This window comes from uncultured Desulfovibrio sp., from assembly GCF_902477725.1.
Classification (GTDB): Bacteria; Desulfobacterota; Desulfovibrionia; order Desulfovibrionales; family Desulfovibrionaceae; genus Desulfovibrio.
Genome location: NZ_CABSIF010000019.1, coordinates 1 through 17,989 on the forward strand (window position 1 = coordinate 1; position 17,989 = coordinate 17,989).

Genomic DNA, 17,989 nt, shown 5'->3' on the forward strand with positions numbered 1-17,989 from the left:
GGGGCCGGTTATGGGGCTACGCCCCCTTCTCGGCCCCCCTTGCATCCCCCCCGAAGCACCCCCTTGAGTTTTCAGCTTCCACAAACCGGCGAGGGCAACGCGGCCATAGCTGCGGGAGCTTCCCTCGCTCGCTGCGCTCGCTCAGGTGATCTCCCTCCGCGCCGCGTTAATGCCAGAGTACACTTTTGCTTTGAATGCTATTCCGCTTCAGCCAACATCCCTCAATTCTTGGACTAACTACAAAATACTTCGCTCTTTGCCCCGTGGTACTCTGCCTGCATAAAGCTTAGACAAATCCAAATAGCAAACAAAGAGACCTGCAAAATCTTCGTGTTACTTGCGGTGATGCCCGTTACCATTCAACCATGGTCAGACGGAAAATTTACTAGTCAGAAAAAAAGCCCTCCATCAGAAGCTGGTCGTGGAGTCGCCTTCCTTAATCTCGCCGGAGCGGATGCGGAGGCGATGGCTGGTGTTGGGCGAATTTGCAAAATACGCGTTTTGCGGCCTGAAAAGAAAGCGCCGGGATTTTGAGCGCAGCGTACTCAAGTACGTGAGCATCAAAATCCCGGCGCTGACGCATTCAGGGTGCAAAAGTCGGGTTTGCGTAAATCAGCCTGACAGGCTCACCCACACCACCAAGCTCTTCCGACTCTTTTGCCTTTTCTGACTTTCTTGCCTTTAACTGCCTTTCACCCACTAGCCGTCATCAGAAGCTGGTCGTGACGTCGCCTTCATTAAACTCGCCGGAGCAGCGCGGAGGCGATGGCTGGTGTTGGGCGAATTTGCAAAATACGCGTTTTGCGGTCTGAAAAGGAAGCGCCGGGATTTTGAGCGCAACGTACTCAAGTACGTGAGCATCAAAATCCCGGCGCTGACGCATTCAGGGTGCAAAAGTCGGGTTTGCGTAAATCAGCCTGACAGGCTCACCCCGCCGCCAAAACCCTCCTACTTCTCCCAATGCGCTCGCAAAATCACCCTAAATCTTCGTCACGCCATCCTTGTCAGCGCGATTCCCCGGCACAGGGGCCTTCTCTGGCGCTTCCTTGGGCGTGGGCGCTACCGGCGCAGGCTTTTCAGGAGCCACCGGAGTCTTCTGCAGCGCATACTCTCTGGCAGTGCTTTCCATCACGGCCTGCCCAACCACCAGCCACTTCTCGCCCACCTTGCGCAGGGCAAGCCAACTGGTCATGCGGGCGGGCGTAGTTGCCTGCGCCACCGCCGCATCGGCCCCAAGCTCGGTAACCTTGGCGGCCTTCAGACTCTCAGGCACCCACGGGCAGTCAGGAGTGTCAGCCTTGCCGCACTGGGCTACCAGCTCGCCCGTGCTCACGCCGCGCATATACTGCTTTTGCAAGCGCGCCTGCATATCCACAACGCTGCCCAAAAGGTCTTCCATACCGCCCAGCCCAAGCAAACGCCCCATGGAATCCAGGGCGTTGAGCGCCTGATCTTCGCGCGTCATATTTTTAATCTGGTTGGTTGCAAAGGGCTTCATGTCAATTTGCGCCAGAAAAGCCGCGCCGTCATTTTTGTTCAGGGCGTCGGCCACATCATTCAGCGCCTTCTGCGGGCCGGAAGTAACGCAGGCCGCAACCAGTGCGCCCATCAGCAGCACCAGCGGCAACAGCAAACCACGGCGAAACAACATCATAACTACCTCTCTTGCGCACAAAAAAGTTTGGGTTTGAATGCGCTTTGCTTATTCTACGCCGTGCGGGCGCAAATGCAAAGTGCATCCCGGCGGCCCAAGCCCCCTTGCGGGGCTTTTTTTCCTTGCGCCCTTCTGCTACACATGGGCCACACGCCGCGAACGGAACAAGCCATGAAACGCGGCGGCAGGAGGCTTAGAATGAAAGTCATCATCATGTGCGGCGGCAAGGGTACGCGTCTGCGCGAAGAAACCTCGGTCAAACCCAAGCCCATGGTCGAGATCGGCGGACGGCCCGTGCTCTGGCACATCATGTCCATCTATGCGCGCTTTGGCTTCAAGGATTTCATCCTGCCCCTTGGTTACAAGGGCGAGGTCATCAAGCAGTATTTCCATGATTACAACATCCGCAATACGGATTTTACGGTTGACCTCAAGAGCGGCAACATCACCACCTATCCCAATCCCATTGAGGACTGGCGCGTGACCCTGTGCGACACCGGGCAGGAAACGCAAAAGGGTGGACGCCTCAAGCGCGTTGCCAAGCACATTGACACCGACCGCTTTATGGTTACTTACGGCGACGGCGTTGCCGATATCGACCTGAACAAGCTCATCGAATTTCACAAGCAGTCGGGCAGCATCGGCACCTTTACCGGTGTGCGCATGCCCTCGCGCTTTGGCACGGTGCGCACCGATGCCAACGGCAAGATCCTTTCGTGGGAAGAAAAGCCCGTGCTGGACGAATTTATCAACTGCGGATTTTTCGTCTTCAAACGCGAATTTCTTGACTACCTCACCGAGGACGAAGCCTGCGATCTGGAAAAAGAACCCTTGCAGCGGCTGGCGGCGGAAGGGCAGCTTTCCATGTATCCGCACCCCGGCCAGTGGCAGTGCATGGACACGCTGCGCGACTCCATCAAGCTCAACGAGATGTGGGACGCGGGCAAGGCTTTCTGGATCTAAACGCCGCTTCGCAACACTTAGTTAAAGCTTCGGCTGCGGCCTGCCCGTAGCCGAAGCGTACTTCACAGGCTGCACATCCCCTTTCCGCGTCAGCCAACGCGCGAAAACCCAACGAGGAACCAACATGTTTGCCAACGCATATAAAGGACGCCGGGTCTTTGTAACCGGACACACGGGATTCAAAGGTTCATGGCTTGCGGCATGGCTGACCCAGATGGGCGCAGTGGTCGGCGGTTTTTCTGACTGCGTGCCCACCACTCCCTCGCACTACACCGCCATGGATCTTTGCGCGCACCTCGAGGCCGATGTACGCGGCGACATCCGCGACCGCGAGAGCATGATCAAGGCCATGCGCCAGTTCCGCCCCGATGTGGTCTTCCACCTTGCGGCGCAGGCACTGGTGCGCAAGTCGTATGACGACCCGGCCCTGACCTTTGAAGCCAACATGATGGGCACTCTCAACGTGCTTGAGGCTGTGCGCGCCTGCCCCGATGTGCAGGCCGTCATCATGATTACTTCCGATAAATGCTACCGCAACGATGAATGGGTCTGGGGCTACCGCGAAACCGACCACCTCGGCGGGCACGACCCCTACTCCGCCTCCAAGGGCTGCGCGGAGATCATCGCCCACTCCTATTTTGAAAGCTTTTTCAAGGAGGGCCCAGCCTGCGCCACCGTGCGCGCTGGCAACGTGATTGGCGGCGGCGACTGGGCACAGGATCGCATTGTGCCCGACTGCGCCCGCGCATGGGCCGCCGGGCAGCCTGTGCAGATCCGCAGCCCGTGGGCCACGCGCCCCTGGCAGCTGGTACTGGAGCCTCTTTCCGGCTACCTGTGGCTTGGCGCGCGTTTGCTGCTGGGCCTCAACGAGCCTTTCAACCTGCGCGGTCAGGCCTACAACTTCGGCCCTGCGGCAGACGTCAACAACACCGTCGCCGAAGTGGTGGATGCCCTTGCCCTGCACTGGCCCGGCTTTGCCAGCGAAATGGACAAGAATGGTCAGGCTGGCATGAAAGAATGCACCCTGCTCAAGCTCTGCTGCGATAAAGCGCTGGCACATCTGGGCTGGAAGGCCACCCTCACCTTTGAGGAAACCATCCGCTACACCGCCGAATGGTACCACTGCTTCTATCGGGGCCAGAACGGCAAACAGCCCCAGAACATGCTCGACTTCACCCTTGGGCAGATCGCGGCCTACGTCAACGCGGCCGAACAGCGCAATCAGGTGTGGGTAAAGTAATGAATACGGAAGAAATGACTGCGCAGGATGTGGGCATTGCAGGCGCACTGCTGCACCCCCTGAAGGTCATTCCGACAGAAGGTGGGCCGGTGCTGCACATGCTGCGCCCCGGTTCGCCCCTGTTGCCAGACTTCAGCAAGGGCTTTGGCGAAATCTATTTTTCAGAGGTGCTGCCCGGGCACGTCAAGGCCTGGAAGCGCCACACCCGCCAAACCCAGCACTTTGCCGTGCCTTCCGGCCTGCTGAAAATCGTGATGTATGACGACAGACCAGATTCCGAGACGCGCGGCGTTTTGTGCGAACTGGCCCTTGGCAGACCGGAACACTACGGCCTGCTGCGCATCCCCGTGAATGTGTGGTACGGCTTTACGGCTATGGGTGACGCTCCGGCGCTCATCTGCAACTGCGCCGACATCCCCCACGACCCCACCGAAGGGCAGCGACTGCCCGCCGATGACCCTTCCATTCCCTACACATGGAGTGAAGGAGGCGTATAACATGCGCTGCGGCGATCTTTTGCGCGAGGCATGGATTCCCCGCCCTGCCCTCGCGCCAAAGCTTACTTTCCGCCAACAGGCAAGGGCGTGGTGGCAGGCCTGCCGCCCGCCTTTTTTCATTACGGCGGCTATTCCGGTTACTCTGGCTCTGGCACTGACCTTTCGCCTGCAAGGGAGCATCCGGCCAGGGCAGTGGGCATCCTACGCCCTGCTGCTGGCTGGCTGCTTTATGGGCCTGACCATTGCCAATCTGGCCAATGACCTCTTTGATCATATTCTTGGCGTGGACGGCGGCGACAACATCGGTGGCTCGCGCGTCATCCAGTCCGGCCTTATCAGCCCGCGCCAACTGTCCATTGTTCTGCTCCTGCTTACCCCGGCAACGCTTGCCGTGGGCGGCCTGCTGATTCTGGGGCTGGCCCCGGCCCTGCGCCCCGCACTCTGGGCATTGAGCGTGTTCGCGGTGGGTTCCGCCGTTTTTTACGTGGCGCCGCCCATCCGCTACGGGCATCGCGCCCTGGGCGAAGTTTTTGTATGCCTGAACATGGGCTTTATCATGGTGAGCGCCAGCGCCACTCTGCTGCTGGGCCGTTTTGAACCGTGCAGCCTTGCGCTGGCATTGCCCGTGGGCCTGATGGTGGCGGGGGTGCTGTACTACCAGAGCCTGCCGGAAATCGAAACTGATCTGGCGGCAGGCAAGCATACTCTTGCCAATACTCTGGGCAAGGCCGGAGCATTTTTGCTGTTCCACCTGTGGTGGCCGCTGGTGTGGCTGTTGCTGTGCAACCTGTGGGCAGCGGGGCTGGCGGGCTGGCCGGTGGTGCTGTGTCTGGCAGGCCTGCCCTTTTATCTGGCCGCCTGCCGCCGTATCCGCCTTGCCGGGGATGGCGACTGGCTGCCGCTGGACGCTCACGGGCATCTGGTGCGCAAATGCTACCTCATCAGCGGCGCGGCCCTGATACTGGGCGTGCTGCTGTAAACGCGCACGGCTGCAATCAACTGAAAAAAGGGCATTCCTGGTTGCCGGTTTATACCAGCAATCGGGAATGCCCTTAAAAATGCATACACACCTGTTCAAGCCGGAGATTCTCCGGCTTTTTTTGCGCCTTTAGTTACGATGCGGACAGTCAATCATTGAAAATATTTCTTTGTTTCCGCTATGACTATAGGGCTGAGCACCAACAGTGCCACAAGGTTGGGAAAGGCCATACAGGCATTAGTGATATCGGCCATATACCAGATAGGCCTAATGGACAGATACGGGGCAACAGCTACGCACAAAATATACAGTATTTTGTAGCTCATTACGTATTTTACCCCGTCCGTCAGATACACAACGCACCGTTCTCCGTAGTAATTCCAGCCAATGATTGTTGTAAAAGAAAAGAATACCAGTCCGATGGAGACTACGTACATCCCCATGTCGCCGGACATGCCAGCATTGAATGCGGCGTTGGAGAGGATACCGCCGTCAAGCGTAGAACTTTCCAGCAAACCAGAGGTGATAATAACCAGCCCCGTCATGGTGCAGATGACAATGGTCGTGAAAAACACGCCGGTCATGGCAATCAGGCCTTGCCGCACGCCGGAATCAGACTTGGCTGCGGCCACCACAATGGGGGCGCTGCCAAGCCCGGCTTCGTTGGTATACACACCTCGGGCAATGCCGGTGCGCATGGCGGTCATTACAGAAACAATGACAGCGCCGGTAGCGCCGCCAGCCACGGCAGTCGGCTCAAAAGCAGACTTCACAACCAGAACAAAAGCTCCAGGAAGCGCCGCCGACTGGTTGAACAGCACATAGGCCGAAGCTGCAACGTAAAAGGCCGCCATCAGCGGCACAACGAATTCAGCCACGCTGGAAATGGACTTGATGCCGCCAAGAACAACGGCTGCGGTGGCAATTGTCACAACAGCGCCCACCAGTGAGATCGGCATATTGAAGGCATTGCTGACAGATTCCGTGATCGCATTGACCTGCGGGAATGTGCCGCAGCCCATCAGTGCTGTAACCGCGCCAAAAAATGCAAACAGCTTGGCAAGCCATTTCCACTTAATACCCATGCCCTGCTCAATGTAATACATGGGGCCGCCAGCTACTTCACCATTCTCGTCTATGGAGCGGTATTTGATGGCCAACACGCCTTCAGCGTACTTTGTGGCCATGCCAAGAACAGCCGAGACCCACATCCAGAAGAGCGCGCCCGGCCCGCCCACACGCAGGGCGGTTGCCACGCCAACAATGCTGCCTGTGCCAATGGTTGCGGCCAGCGCCGTGCAGAGGGAAGCAAATGCGGAAACATCGCCCACACTGCCTTCCTCTTTTTCAAAAATATAACGAATGGCTTTGGGGAGATGGATAAACTGAAGAAATCCCAACCGGAGAGTATAATAAAGCCCGGTAATCAGGAGAAGGATCATGGTTGGGGGGCCCCAGACAATTTCCTGAATTTGTTGCAGCACGCCAATAAGACTTTCCATACACACTCTAATTTTCTTAAAATATTTGTTGAGTTGAAGAAAATTTGCTACAAGATGCCACATCCCGCGCACATGCCACCGCAAGGCATGTCCCGGCCATTACGAGCAGCATCTCACCACCATAGCAATGTGTATCACCGCTATAGAATAGGCCGGGCTGTTGTGATATGCGACTTTTTGTCATTCCGCAACTCCCGTTTTAATCTACTGCGATATCCAAACTCAAACAGCCTGGCTTTACCCTGCCAGGATATTCACGCTTGACGAGCTTTCATTCCGCAACTTTTGGGTAAAATGCATATAGCGTCCACAATTCACCAGCAAGTTGCATACGTCATCTAGCGCATGCTGCAACAAAAAGTGGGAATACGGCGACCGCATCCCCACGCATAAAAAAGCTACCAAGCCTGTCAGTCAACGAGGCGCGATAACGCCCTCCTGTCACTTGCTCAGTTGCTCCGCCTTTTTCATCAGGCTGAAATTGCGCATTTCAGAAATGCCCAATCCAAGCAGCGTCAGGGCTGTTCCGAGCGCAGCCATCCAGGTAATCTGCTCATGCAGCACCAGAACAGCAGTAATCACCGTGACAACGGGAATAAGGTAGATGTACACGCAGCTTTTGACAGCCCCAAGCCTTTGAATGGCAAACGTCCAGGCCACAAAACACAGGGCGGATGCCCCCAGCCCCAGAAACAGCAGGTTGAGGCTGTTAACCGGATTTTCCAGCCGTTCCAATCCCAGATGAAATTCCATAAATGGCAGGCAAGGCAGCATGAACAGCAGGCCGTAGAAAAAGCAGCGCCTCGTGACCAGCAGGCTGTTATAGCCAAAGACCAAGAGCTTGCGCGTCAAAATGGAATACCCTGCCCAGGAAAGCCCGGCCAGCACGGCAAGTATATCCCCCAGGGGGTTGAGACGCAGTTGCGTGCTCCCGCTAAAGCTGATGAGGCCAATGCCCAGCATGGCAGCTACAAAGCCCAAAAAAAAGTTCAGCCCCGGACGCTCGGCCCGTAGCAGCCAGAAGGCCAGCAAGCCTGCAAAAAATGGCGATATGGCAACAATCACGCCCACATTTGAGGCAAACGTATAAGTAAGAGCGATATTTTCAAGCAGAAAATACAGGGTCACGCCGCACAGCCCAGCTAAGGCGAACAGCACTTCCTGCCGTTTGTCCGTAATACGCAGCAAGCGCGGACAGGCAAGCCACAAGGCCACATAGCCCAGCAAAAAACGGAAAAAAAGAATCTCCACAGGCGTAAAAGCCCGCAACAGAACCTTTGTGGAAATAAATGTAATGCCCCACACGACAATGCAGAACAGTGCCGCCATGTGACCTGCGACAGATTTACTGAGCATTGGAATCACCAATTCAGAGCTTGTCCCGAAACAGGCAGGCAGCGCGAAACGGGGAGGGAATAAACAGAAAGGATACCGCGCCGCAGCTAAAGGCCGCTATCCGGCGCGAGGCCGGGGCCGCCCGACAGTCAGGCGGCCCCGGCAAAGATCAGTTGCGACGCTGGTCGTCCATGCCCAACTCAATGAGCCTCTCAAGCAACTGGCCAAAGTCGAGCCCCACGGTGCGAGCCTCGCGCGGCACAAGGCTGGTGGCCGTCATGCCCGGCAGGGTGTTTACCTCAAGTATGGTCAGGCTGTCGTCCGGGCCAAGAATAAAATCAGCCCGACTGTAGCCGCTCAGGCCAAGAGCCTTGTGCGCCGCAAGGGCAAGCTCCTGCACACGGGCGGTCAGCGCTTCGCTAATTGGCGCAGGGCATATCTCGCGCGCTCCGTCCTTGGCGTACTTGCTTTCATAGTCAAAAAAATCGCCAGCCACAGGCTCAATAAGAATGGGCGGCAGTGCTTCCTCGCCCAGAATGCCGCAGGTCACTTCCCGCCCTGCGAGCACAGGTTCCATGATGACCTCGTCGCCAGCGGCAAAAATGGATGCCAGCACTGCGTCAAGCTCGGCCCGGTTGCTGGCGCGGCCCATGCGCAGCGAAGACCCGCCCGTATTGCTTTTGACAAAGAGCGGATAGAGCAAGCGCGGCTGCCAGCTTGACTCAGGGGCGCAAGGCAAAAATTCCCAGTCTGCCGTGGGCAGGCCCGCCTGCCGAAATATCTGCTTGGCAGCACTTTTGTTGAGCGCCAGGAAAGACCCCGCAGGGCCGGAACCTTGATAGGGGCAGCCCACCCGCTCAAGCATGGCCTGCACAAGGCCGTCTTCGCCGGGTGCGCCGTGCAGGTTGATGAGGGCAAAATCGTGCGCGGCTGCTGTCTCAAGCAGGCAGTCAAAGCCCGAAAGCAGGTCAAAAAACGTTACCGAATGGCCGCGTTGCGCAAGCGCCTCCTGCATGGCGCGCGCCCCGTTGAGCGAAACTTCGCGCTCAGTGGACCACCCGCCCGCAATCAAAAGAATTTTCATGTAAGGCCCATCCCAGCTGCGCCTCAAGGGCGCTTTCAATATTTTTTCCCTGTCTGTAGGCAACGCCAATGCCCTCGCGCGCAGCCTCGGTACGGCCATAGCGCTCAAGCAGATCTTCGTAGCGTTCTTCAAGCGTTACGCAGGCATCGTGCCTGATGCGCTTGTCGGCATAGATCACAAAAAAAGGCAGTGAACAGATTTCCGGCCCATGGGGCAAGGCCCACGGCCACCACACGTGCATCATCACGCCCTGCGCAATGGCATAGTTACCCGTTTCAGCCACGGTCCAGGCTGCGCCCACCTGTGCATGGCTGCCGCCGTGCTTGACGCAGTAGGTCTTGGCAATGTCGTGCAAAAGGCCGCCAGCGCGGACCTCGGGGACACATACGGCAAAGCCCCTGTCTGCCGCCCGCTGAGCCAGCGTGGCTGCCACATGCGCCACCAGCAGAGAATGCCGCCGAATATTCGGCAGCATGCCGTATTTGTCCCACAGGGCCAAGCATGCGGCTTCACTGGGTACGGGCCGCAGAGCGCCCACGCTGCAAAGCGATGGCAAGGGAGGCAGATCGGCCAGAGGCCGGTTGCTTTCTTTCAGAGGGGGCTGCGCGCCGGAATTAGTGTTCATCCTCAAAGTATGCCACCGCAATAAAGGGATGGCAAGATTGTCATTGGTGGCCTTCAGTTGGCGGCAGATACACCCCGGATTCCATCCATGCTTTTCCGGCGCGGAGCGCTGCCGATCATTGATGCCTGCCTGGACGGGTTTTGCGCGCAAAAAATCCCGCTGCCCAGAGGACAACGGGATGGTGGTACATGGATAAATTAAAACCGTCAGTTTGCAGGCTTAACTGGCTTTGGAGCCTTGTTTACCGGTTTGGCTGCCTTGACCGGAGTGGCTTTACCAGCTTTTGCCGGGGCAGGCTTGCCCGCAGCGGCCGGGGCTGCCTTGGCCGAGGCCTCGGGCGAGGGCGCGCCGTTGATCATGTCTGACAGGGCCAGAATGGTGTTCGCATAGATGGCGGCATGATTGTAAGCCATGAGTAGCTGATGCTGCCGTGTGCGCGGCAGGCCCGACTTCCAGCCATGCTTGGCCAGATAGTTGGAAAGACTTGCCACAGCATCGGGGATGGTGAACAGATCAACCTTGCCATCGCCATCGCCGTCCGCGCCGTACATGGCGATATTGGAGGGCATGAACTGGCACAGGCCCACAGCACCGTAGATGGAACTCGGCAGATGGTGCGGATCGATATTATCACGCAGCATATGCTCCACCAGGGCCTTAACTTCCTTGTAGGCCCAATCCGCCCGTTTGGGCATGATTTCGGCAAACCAGTCGAGATGCTCCTGATAGCCGGGCATGCGCGGCAGCCAGTCAGGGATATCAGAAGGCTGACGCGTTACCGACATGCTGGCAAGCGTGTAAAAGGCGTTTTCCGGCACATCGGCCAGCACCTTGCCAAGGCGGGTTTCCACAAACAGCAGGGATACCGCTATGGATGAAGGCACGCCAAAACGGGCCTCTGCCTGATCAAAGGCGCGCTTGTTCTGCGCCACAAACTGGCGGCACAACTGCACGTTGGCATCGGTCAGCACGCCCTTGTAATACAGGGCCGCAGGCGCGGTGGAAGGCGGTTTGGGGAAAAATTTGCGGTTATACAGCTCGCGCATTTTTCTGCCCATGGGCGACTGCGTGGGCGTGGCGCTGAGCGTAGCCAGCAGGGCGTCCACCCGTGGGCCGGAAAGCCCGTCAGCCGCAAGCCGATCAGCCAAAGGCCGCCATGCCGGAGCTATGGCAGCGGGGCCTGCCGCTGGCTGCGGCTGGCTTTGCTGATACGACGGGGTATACGTTGGCGCAGGCGAGGGCGCATATGTTGGAGCTGGCGCGGCATAGGCTGGAGCCTGACTTTGCGGCTCTCCATAGCTTGGGGCTGCCGTAGTACCCGCACCGTTGCTGCCCCCCGCATACCCACCGGAATAACCGCCGGAATAATTGGGGGTCGCGTAACCCTGCCCCGTGTTTGGCGAAGCGGCAGGGGGTGCCCCAGCCGTGCTGTAGGAAGGCTGGCTTGCAGCAGGAGAGGACGGCAAATCATACGATGTAATACCGTCCCCACCGCGTGAGGCCGCTGTCTGCGCGCCGCTACAGGCGCACAGCAGCAGACAGCCCGCAAGACCGCACACCGACCAGGCTCTTCGGCAAAACGAATGAACGGCAAAAGCCGGTTGCAGCATCATTTTTCTACACTTCCTGCAACACCCACGCCACGCGGCCAAGCATGCGCTTGGCGAGCAGGCCCGCAGCCAACTGGGTTTCGGGGAAGCTTGCCGCCTCGGAGCGCAGCACATAGCCATCCTGGGTGCTGTTCAAAAACACCCTGCGCAGCACTACGCCCTCGTTGGGGGCAAAAATGGCATAGATGCGGCCAGACACCACATCCGTATCCATTGTATCCACACCTACGTGCGCCCCTTCCGAGATAAGTGGGGCCATGTTGGCGCCGCGCACCCGCAGCACCTGAAGGCCGTCACGGGTGAGCGAAAGCGGCAGCGATATCTTGCCCGCCAGGGCCAGGGCAGGACGTGGGGCATCATCATTGTAGACGCACTTGGCGTCGTACACGGAATGGATGCCGCCACGGGCCATGGCATCGCCATAGTGGGCAGCTGTCTCTGCAAGGGAGGCCGGTGCGTCTTCAGGCACATAACCCTGCTCGGTGCGCAAGTACATGGGGCCTACACCCTGCTTGAGCCAGTCAGGATTCAGCCCAAACTTCTCGAAGAGCTTCATGAACCAGTCACCGGGCACGGAATTGCGCCGTTTCGCATCGGAAATACTGGACTGACGAATGTCCAGAACCTCGGCCAGCTCAACCTGTGTACGGCTGTTGGTGGCCAGCTTGATGCGTTCATATATTTCTGCAAAACCGGGCATAACTCTTTGACTCCTGGCGTGGAAAACCACGCATCAATGTTGCTGATTGAGCAGTGGCGTTTCGTTGGAAAGCACCATCTTGCTGTTCTCTTTTAGTGATTTACGCATGGCGTCAAGCCAGCGTTGGTACGCATAGAACTGAGGGGCCTTGTTATAGGCCTGGGCGTAAACTGCCGCAGCCTTGGCATCGCCCAATCCTCGTTCAATCTGCGCTGCGCGCACCGCGTCTGCCAGAATAACCGCGCGCTGGCGGTCGGCATCGGAACGAATACGCGTCGACTCCTCTTCACCTTCCGAACGGTACTGCTTTGCCTGCCGTTCACGTTCGGCCCGCATGCGTCCAAAAATCGCACGCTGGTTTTCAGGTGGCAGGTCTGTACGCTTGATGCGTACATCCAGCACCTCGACTCCGTAGCCATGCATGAGGTCGGAAACCTTGTTGGTCACTTCCTTCATGATGGCCGCCCTGTGGGAGGACACGACCTCTGTAAGGGTATACGCACCCACAAGCGCCCGCAGTTGTGAATAAACAACGTCGTCCAACCGCGCCTGCGCTCCGGGAATGGAACGCATGGTACGGTAAAACTGCAGGGGATCAATGATCTTCCAGCGCGCATAGTTATCAAGAACTATGGCCTTTTTATCTACGGTAAAGGCCTCTCTTGAGCGCGCTTCATAGTCCAGAACGCGGGCATCGAAATAGACCACGTTCTGGATGAAAGGAATTTTAAAATGCAGACCAGGCCCGTACACGCGTGAAAGCGGTTCGCCCAGCTGCAGAACCAGAGCCTTCTGGGTCTGGTGAACAGTAAAGAATCCCTGGGTAACAACAATAAGCAGTACCAGAGCAACAAGAATCAGCACCAGAGGATTTTTACTCATTATTTCTTCTCCAGCATCTTGGGCGAAGCAGGAGCGCCGAGACCAGGCAAGGTGAGATAAGGCAGCGCGCGGCCAGCAGCCGGATTGTCCATAAGTATCTTTTCGCTCGAGTTGGAAAGGATCTCTTCCACGGCTTCATAATAAAGGCGCTGTTCCGTGACCTTGGGGGCCTTGTCGTGCTCGATGCGCAGGGCCTCAAAACGGGAGGCATCGCCCTCTGCGGTACGCATGCGCGTTGCGCTGTAGGAAGCGGCCTCGTTGCCCATGGCGGCAGCCTGGCCCCTGGCCTTGGGCAACAGCTCGTTGCGGTAGGCTTCGGCCTCGTTGATGATGCGGCTCTTGTCCTCGCGGGCGCTTGCCACATCCTTGAACGCGTCAATAACTTCCTGCGGGGGGTGCACATCCTGCAACTGCACGGCCAGCACCTGTATACCCGCGCCGTAGCGGTCAAGCACGGTTTGCAGCAGCTGGGTGGCCTCGCTCTGAATTTTCAGCTTGCCATCGGTAATGGCAGAGTCGATCTGGCTGTTGCCGATGACCTCGCGCATGGCCGCCTCTGCGGCATTGCGCACCAGTGCGCCGGGTGCGGTGACATTAAAAAGGTATTCCACGGGGTCGCTGATCTTGTACTGCACACTGAACTGCACGTTGACGATGTTTTCATCACCCGTGAGCATGGAGGCTTCCTCCGGAATAGTGCGCAACTGCCCCTGCTGGAACGTGACCGCCTGCCCAACGGAGCGAAAGCCCACCTCGCTACGCAAAACCTGGGTCACCTGCGGTTTATATACTGATTCAATGGGAATAGGCCACGCGTAGTGCGGGCCGGGCCCTTCGGTGCGGTCATACTTGCCAAAGCGCAGCACAATGCCCTGCTCATCGGGATTAACAATATAAATACCCGAAAGAAGCCACAGAACCACAATGGCAAAACCCACCAGACCAGCCGCCCTCCCGTTGGGAAAGCGCATGCGGGCTATTTTGGAAAAAGGGTTTTCACCACCAGGGCCACGACCATTGTTAAAAGGAGTGCGCTTGGCGCGCGGGGTTTCTTCTTCCTGCCCCATATCGTCAGAATCCATATCCTGAGGAGGTCGGGGCGGAGGGTTAGACCCCTGCTTCTGCCTTTTTTCCTGAAGTTTGTCCCAGTCCCAATTCATAACGCAAACATGTCCTTTAAAGAATGCGTGATGTTATTGCCGAACAAAAAGTATCGGTCAGTAACTCACTAATATTATGGAGAAATGAGGAAGTTAAACATGGCACTACAGTGACGAGAACAATAAGGCTTTTCATCCCTTCTAATCGGGCATCTTGTACAATGTAGGCACATTCTGAAACAAAGTCAATATAACATGGCAAATTACTATGTTTTACAAGCAATACGGTAAAAATTACAGCTAATTGCAATTTAAAACAAAGGGAAGAACCGTTCCCGATTAGTGATCTTCAGATACGACGGGGTGCAACAAGCAAAAAAGACACTTCTGCATCTCCTTTTTAGACTACGCGCGACACGTCAGCCCTCCAACAGAATGACCGCTGAAAGGACAAGATCAAAAAAGGTGAGAGATTGTACACAAAAAATGGGCCGCCCGCTACTGGTGCGTGGCAATCCAACTTTTCAAAATAAAAACAGCCTAATAGGCCAAGGAAACAGCAGCAGATTTATCCGCGTTCACGCTGGGGCTGCGCAGGTTGGCTCCCGCCAGCGGCACAACCCGCACAGAATTGACCACATCCGCCCGCACATCAAAACCTGGGGTATAGGCAAACTGGCCGCTTTCTCCCATGCTTTCGCCGCGCCAAAGGGTAACGGCAAAGAACAGCGCGCAGCCAAAGAGCGCCGCGCTCAATGCCATATAGGGAACTGACCTTACACGATTGTGACCGTTCATGACGACTCCCTGCGGCAGCTTTTGCCGCCGCCAAGTTTTCGTCAGAACGATGCAAAAAATACGCCGAAAGCCTTACTGACGCAGGCGGGTACACTCCTCCACAAGGCGCGTCAGTTCCTCATCGTCCGGCAGTTCCTTGAGGCCGGCCCGCGCATGCCCGATGGCGCGCACATATTCGCCCGCATCCATCATGGCCCGGGCCATCATGCCAAAGATCGCCTTTTCGTCCTTGTAGTGTTTGAGGGCCTCGGCAAAACATGCATCAGCCTCTGACGGCTTACCCTCTGCCAAAAACTTTTTGCCGTCGCTGAAACCGTGGTCAAGGTTCAGCTTGCGCTGCAAGGCCGCCTGATATTCCTCTTCCTTTTCCTGTCCCTTCATGGAGCGGTAAAGCTGCGAAAGAAGCTGGAGCAGATCTTTTTCCGCACCGGGAGTATAGACAAAGGCGGGCGCTCCAGCGGCTTTCAGCTCCGGATCAACAGCCAGATCCGCTACTGCGGCCCGAAAATCCCCCCGCAGATCAAGCGGGGCGCTCTGGCCGCCCAGTTCCTTGAGGGCCGAAATGGTTAGAAAGAGCGCGCGCTCCGTATCACGGCGCGCGCAACAGGCCTTGGCGCGGCCCAGGTCTTCTCTGACTTTACGTGCGTTCATCACAGCCCCTTATCAATTTTTGTTGCCTGCGCGTGCTTTTCAAGCACCTGCCGCATGGCGTCCGCCGTAGGCGCATCCAGTTTGTAGGACATGACATAATCCCGAAAACGGGCGTTCAGCCCTGCAGCCACCTGCGCAAGATCGCGCTGAAAATCCTTGTATTCCTTACGCTCTGCCAGCCGCACCCGGCCCTGCCCGTCCACATCGTCTACAACATAGCGCTGTAGTGGTGCAAGAGAGCGCAGGCCGGAAAGGTAGAGGATTTTATTCATGAACAGCTTGCCCATGCACAGGTTATCCCTGACGACCAGCTCGCGGTGCAGCCTGCGCTTGTCTATGCCGCGTGCGGCATAGGTTTCGCGCGCGTCATCGTCTTCCCTGATATTTTCAAAATACTCGGGCCCGAGGTAATAGTACTGCGGCAGGCCCGCCGCCTGCATGCGCAGGCCGTAATCACCGTCTTCGCCGCCGTAGAGGCCGTATTCCTCATTCCAGAAACCCAGCTTTTCAGAAACAGCCTGCGGCACAAGCACGGCCTGACCGGGCAGATTGCCCACGCACAGCCCAAGCTCACCGTGCGGAGTTTGCAGGCTGCCGGGAGTTTTGCGCAGCATTTCGCGGTTAAACGCGCCGCCAAGATTGGAGAGCGGCTGCCCGTGGCTCCACAGGGCCAGCAGGTCGCGCAGCCAGTGTTTGCGCACAATGGCTGTGTCGTTATCCAGCTTCATGTACAACGGCGCGGACACAAGCTGCCAGCCCACGTTGGCTGCGCAGGCCACGCCCATATTGCGCGGCAGCAAAAAAAGATTGTCGATCAGGCGCTCTGCCCGCAAGGCCAGCAGCTTTTTTACAAGCTCCGGCTCGCTGCCGTTGTCCACCACCGTGATATGGAACGGCACCTCGCGCGAGGTGGCTGCCAGGGCGCGGATGGCGCGCTCCGTGGCCGCAGGCCTGTTAAAAACCGGGATGGTCACGTTGCAGAGCGGCCCCTGCGGGCTCGCCCCGGTGCTGGGCTCGTGCATGTATGCTCCGCTGGCGCTGCTGCGCCCCGCAATCAGATGTGACAAACAGCAATGAATGCGTGATGGTAGATAACAGGCCTCTGTGCGTCAAGACGAGCAATTGACGCTGCTGCCCTGCATTGGTAGGCTTGCCGCCGCAAACCCGCCGCCTATTCTGCGGCAGGGATAAAGGAGAACCATGGCGCGCGTACTTTACGGCATTCACGGCACAGGTCACGGGCACGCCATGCGCGGCCTGACCATAGCCCGCCGCCTTTCACGGCACGAATTTCTTTTTGTGGCGGACGACGACGCCCCAAAAATTCTTGAGCCGGAATTTCCCGTGCGCCGACTGCCCAACCTGGGCACGGTGTTCAAGGACTACAAGGTGGACATGGCCGCCACCATCAGCCGGGCCCTGCCCCTGCTGTGGCACAGGCAGCGCTACATTGATCAGGTGTCGCGCCTCATTGATGAATTCCAGCCCGATGTCTGCATGACAGATCTGGAATATTTTGTGCCGCGCGCCGCCGAAAAAGCCGGGCTGCCCTGCCTGACCCTCGACCATCAACACATCATCACCTGCTGCCAGCACAACCTGCCGCCCAACATGTGGTGGGATACCTTTGTGCAGGGCCTCACCCCGCGCTATCTCTTCCGTCCCACGGCGGAAAACCTCATCATATCTTTCTACTCGCCCCCAGTACTGCCGCAGTACAAGGCGCGCGTGGCCCCGCCCATCCTGCGCGACAGCGTGCTTGCGCTCAACCCGCGTGATGACGGCCACGTGCTTGTGTACCAGAGCAACTCCACCCACCGTAAACTGGTGGACTTTCTGCGCGCCGCCACGCGCAAAACCTGCTACGTCTTCGGCTATGACCGCACCGAAGGGCAGGAGGACAACGTTATCTTCATGCGCAAGAGCGAAGAAGGCTTTCTGCGGCTGCTGGAAGGCTGCTCCTACGTTATCCAGGGCGGCGGGCATACCCTCATGGGCGAGGCCCTGCACCTGGGCAAACCCATACTCACCCTGCCCCTCAAGGCCATGGTGGAGCAACGCTTCAACGCGCTCTATATTGAACGCCTGAACTACGGCATGCAGGCCGACATGCACACGCTGGAACCGGAACTGCTCCAGCGCTTTGAGGCAAACCTGCCTGCCTACAAGGCGGCCATAGCCGCAGGAAACTTCTGCGGCAATGAAATGGTTTTCGGCCTTGTGGATCACTTTATCCGCAACGGCTCCCTGCCTGTGCACGGCAACCCCGCCGTGCAGGAATAACTCCGGCAAGCCGCTTTTTCAGCGCAACTCCAGGGCCAGACCTCCGGCACATCGGCGGTCTGGCTTTTTTCTGCCCTCCTCCGCCC

17 protein-coding genes are annotated in these 17,989 nt (G+C 57.8%); 5 read left to right on the plus strand and 12 right to left on the minus strand.

Translation table 11 applies throughout. The features are described 5' to 3' along the window. Window positions 1-979: 979 nt before the first annotated feature. A complete protein-coding gene (locus RDK48_RS14035) occupies window positions 980-1,654 on the minus strand; it encodes a hypothetical protein (protein WP_298992287.1) in 675 nt (224 codons plus the stop codon). Between the two features lie 198 nt (window positions 1,655-1,852). On the opposite strand from RDK48_RS14035, the gene rfbF reads away from it, so the two are divergent. The 4 genes from rfbF (at window position 1,853) to RDK48_RS14055 (ending at window position 5,333) form a co-directional block, all read left to right on the plus strand. Further along, entirely contained in the window at window positions 1,853-2,617 is a 765-nt protein-coding gene (rfbF, locus tag RDK48_RS14040) for a glucose-1-phosphate cytidylyltransferase (RefSeq protein ID WP_298992284.1), read from the plus strand. Between the two features lie 124 nt (window positions 2,618-2,741). Further along, entirely contained in the window at window positions 2,742-3,857 is a 1,116-nt protein-coding gene (rfbG, locus tag RDK48_RS14045; protein WP_298992281.1) for a CDP-glucose 4,6-dehydratase, read from the plus strand. Then, window positions 3,857-4,354 carry a dTDP-4-dehydrorhamnose 3,5-epimerase family protein gene (locus RDK48_RS14050; RefSeq protein WP_227118589.1) on the plus strand — a complete coding sequence of 166 codons (498 nt, stop codon included), beginning with the start codon at window positions 3,857-3,859 and terminating at the stop codon, window positions 4,352-4,354. Before rfbG ends, RDK48_RS14050 begins: the two co-directional genes overlap by 1 nt. 1 nt (window position 4,355) lies before the next feature. Next, window positions 4,356-5,333 carry a prenyltransferase gene (locus tag RDK48_RS14055; RefSeq protein ID WP_298992279.1) on the plus strand — a complete coding sequence of 326 codons (978 nt, stop codon included), beginning with the start codon at window positions 4,356-4,358 and terminating at the stop codon, window positions 5,331-5,333. A 152-nt stretch (window positions 5,334-5,485) separates the two neighbouring features. Here the strand turns inward: RDK48_RS14055 and RDK48_RS14060 are convergent, their stop codons facing one another. The 11 genes from RDK48_RS14060 to RDK48_RS14110 form a co-directional block, all read right to left on the minus strand. Continuing rightward, the gene (locus RDK48_RS14060) at window positions 5,486-6,835 is read right to left on the minus strand and encodes a sodium:alanine symporter family protein (protein WP_298992274.1); all 1,350 of its coding nucleotides are present in this window, start codon (window positions 6,833-6,835) and stop codon (window positions 5,486-5,488) included. Between the two features lie 441 nt (window positions 6,836-7,276). Further along, entirely contained in the window at window positions 7,277-8,191 is a 915-nt protein-coding gene (locus RDK48_RS14065; RefSeq protein ID WP_298992271.1) for a DMT family transporter, read from the minus strand. A 148-nt stretch (window positions 8,192-8,339) separates the two neighbouring features. Next, window positions 8,340-9,254 carry a D-alanine--D-alanine ligase gene (locus RDK48_RS14070; RefSeq protein WP_298992267.1) on the minus strand — a complete coding sequence of 305 codons (915 nt, stop codon included), beginning with the start codon at window positions 9,252-9,254 and terminating at the stop codon, window positions 8,340-8,342. Continuing rightward, entirely contained in the window at window positions 9,217-9,879 is a 663-nt protein-coding gene (locus tag RDK48_RS14075) for an HDIG domain-containing metalloprotein (RefSeq protein WP_298992264.1), read from the minus strand. Before RDK48_RS14075 ends, RDK48_RS14070 begins: the two co-directional genes overlap by 38 nt. Before the next feature lie 206 nt (window positions 9,880-10,085). Further along, on the minus strand, window positions 10,086-11,492 hold the full coding sequence (locus tag RDK48_RS14080) for a lytic murein transglycosylase (RefSeq protein WP_298992261.1): 1,407 nt from the start codon (window positions 11,490-11,492) through the stop codon (window positions 10,086-10,088). Window positions 11,493-11,496: 4 nt separating this feature from the next. Continuing rightward, on the minus strand, window positions 11,497-12,189 hold the full coding sequence (locus RDK48_RS14085; RefSeq protein WP_192112498.1) for a helix-turn-helix domain-containing protein: 693 nt from the start codon (window positions 12,187-12,189) through the stop codon (window positions 11,497-11,499). Window positions 12,190-12,222: 33 nt separating this feature from the next. Then, the gene (gene hflC, locus RDK48_RS14090; RefSeq protein WP_298992257.1) at window positions 12,223-13,071 is read right to left on the minus strand and encodes a protease modulator HflC; all 849 of its coding nucleotides are present in this window, start codon (window positions 13,069-13,071) and stop codon (window positions 12,223-12,225) included. Continuing rightward, window positions 13,071-14,231, minus strand: coding sequence for an FtsH protease activity modulator HflK (hflK, locus tag RDK48_RS14095; RefSeq protein WP_298992254.1), 1,161 nt, complete (start codon window positions 14,229-14,231; stop codon window positions 13,071-13,073). The genes hflC and hflK overlap by 1 nt, the downstream gene beginning before the upstream one ends. 480 nt (window positions 14,232-14,711) lie before the next feature. Then, window positions 14,712-14,969 carry a hypothetical protein gene (locus RDK48_RS14100; protein ID WP_298992251.1) on the minus strand — a complete coding sequence of 86 codons (258 nt, stop codon included), beginning with the start codon at window positions 14,967-14,969 and terminating at the stop codon, window positions 14,712-14,714. Window positions 14,970-15,041: 72 nt separating this feature from the next. Continuing rightward, on the minus strand, window positions 15,042-15,620 hold the full coding sequence (locus RDK48_RS14105; RefSeq protein WP_298992247.1) for a tetratricopeptide repeat protein: 579 nt from the start codon (window positions 15,618-15,620) through the stop codon (window positions 15,042-15,044). Continuing rightward, entirely contained in the window at window positions 15,620-16,642 is a 1,023-nt protein-coding gene (locus tag RDK48_RS14110) for a glycosyltransferase (protein WP_298992244.1), read from the minus strand. The genes RDK48_RS14105 and RDK48_RS14110 overlap by 1 nt, the downstream gene beginning before the upstream one ends. 178 nt (window positions 16,643-16,820) lie before the next feature. Here RDK48_RS14110 and RDK48_RS14115 point away from each other — a divergent pair, with 178 nt between their 5' ends. Further along, on the plus strand, window positions 16,821-17,903 hold the full coding sequence (locus RDK48_RS14115; RefSeq protein ID WP_298992242.1) for a glycosyltransferase family protein: 1,083 nt from the start codon (window positions 16,821-16,823) through the stop codon (window positions 17,901-17,903). Window positions 17,904-17,989: the final 86 nt, after the last annotated feature.

What these genes read in the sequence shown, in the direction of transcription:
- RDK48_RS14035 (WP_298992287.1), bottom strand. Translation starts at nt 1,654, where the DNA reads ATGATGTTGTTTCGCCGTGGTTTGCTGTTGCCGCTGGTGCTGCTGATG.
- rfbF (WP_298992284.1), top strand. Translation starts at nt 1,853, where the DNA reads ATGAAAGTCATCATCATGTGCGGCGGCAAGGGTACGCGTCTGCGCGAA.
- rfbG (WP_298992281.1), top strand. Translation starts at nt 2,742, where the DNA reads ATGTTTGCCAACGCATATAAAGGACGCCGGGTCTTTGTAACCGGACAC.
- RDK48_RS14050 (WP_227118589.1), top strand. Translation starts at nt 3,857, where the DNA reads ATGAATACGGAAGAAATGACTGCGCAGGATGTGGGCATTGCAGGCGCA.
- RDK48_RS14055 (WP_298992279.1), top strand. Translation starts at nt 4,356, where the DNA reads ATGCGCTGCGGCGATCTTTTGCGCGAGGCATGGATTCCCCGCCCTGCC.
- RDK48_RS14060 (WP_298992274.1), bottom strand. Translation starts at nt 6,835, where the DNA reads ATGGAAAGTCTTATTGGCGTGCTGCAACAAATTCAGGAAATTGTCTGG.
- RDK48_RS14065 (WP_298992271.1), bottom strand. Translation starts at nt 8,191, where the DNA reads ATGCTCAGTAAATCTGTCGCAGGTCACATGGCGGCACTGTTCTGCATT.
- RDK48_RS14070 (WP_298992267.1), bottom strand. Translation starts at nt 9,254, where the DNA reads ATGAAAATTCTTTTGATTGCGGGCGGGTGGTCCACTGAGCGCGAAGTT.
- RDK48_RS14075 (WP_298992264.1), bottom strand. Translation starts at nt 9,879, where the DNA reads ATGAACACTAATTCCGGCGCGCAGCCCCCTCTGAAAGAAAGCAACCGG.
- RDK48_RS14080 (WP_298992261.1), bottom strand. Translation starts at nt 11,492, where the DNA reads ATGATGCTGCAACCGGCTTTTGCCGTTCATTCGTTTTGCCGAAGAGCC.
- RDK48_RS14085 (WP_192112498.1), bottom strand. Translation starts at nt 12,189, where the DNA reads ATGCCCGGTTTTGCAGAAATATATGAACGCATCAAGCTGGCCACCAAC.
- hflC (WP_298992257.1), bottom strand. Translation starts at nt 13,071, where the DNA reads ATGAGTAAAAATCCTCTGGTGCTGATTCTTGTTGCTCTGGTACTGCTT.
- hflK (WP_298992254.1), bottom strand. Translation starts at nt 14,231, where the DNA reads ATGAATTGGGACTGGGACAAACTTCAGGAAAAAAGGCAGAAGCAGGGG.
- RDK48_RS14100 (WP_298992251.1), bottom strand. Translation starts at nt 14,969, where the DNA reads ATGAACGGTCACAATCGTGTAAGGTCAGTTCCCTATATGGCATTGAGC.
- RDK48_RS14105 (WP_298992247.1), bottom strand. Translation starts at nt 15,620, where the DNA reads ATGAACGCACGTAAAGTCAGAGAAGACCTGGGCCGCGCCAAGGCCTGT.
- RDK48_RS14110 (WP_298992244.1), bottom strand. Translation starts at nt 16,642, where the DNA reads ATGCACGAGCCCAGCACCGGGGCGAGCCCGCAGGGGCCGCTCTGCAAC.
- RDK48_RS14115 (WP_298992242.1), top strand. Translation starts at nt 16,821, where the DNA reads ATGGCGCGCGTACTTTACGGCATTCACGGCACAGGTCACGGGCACGCC.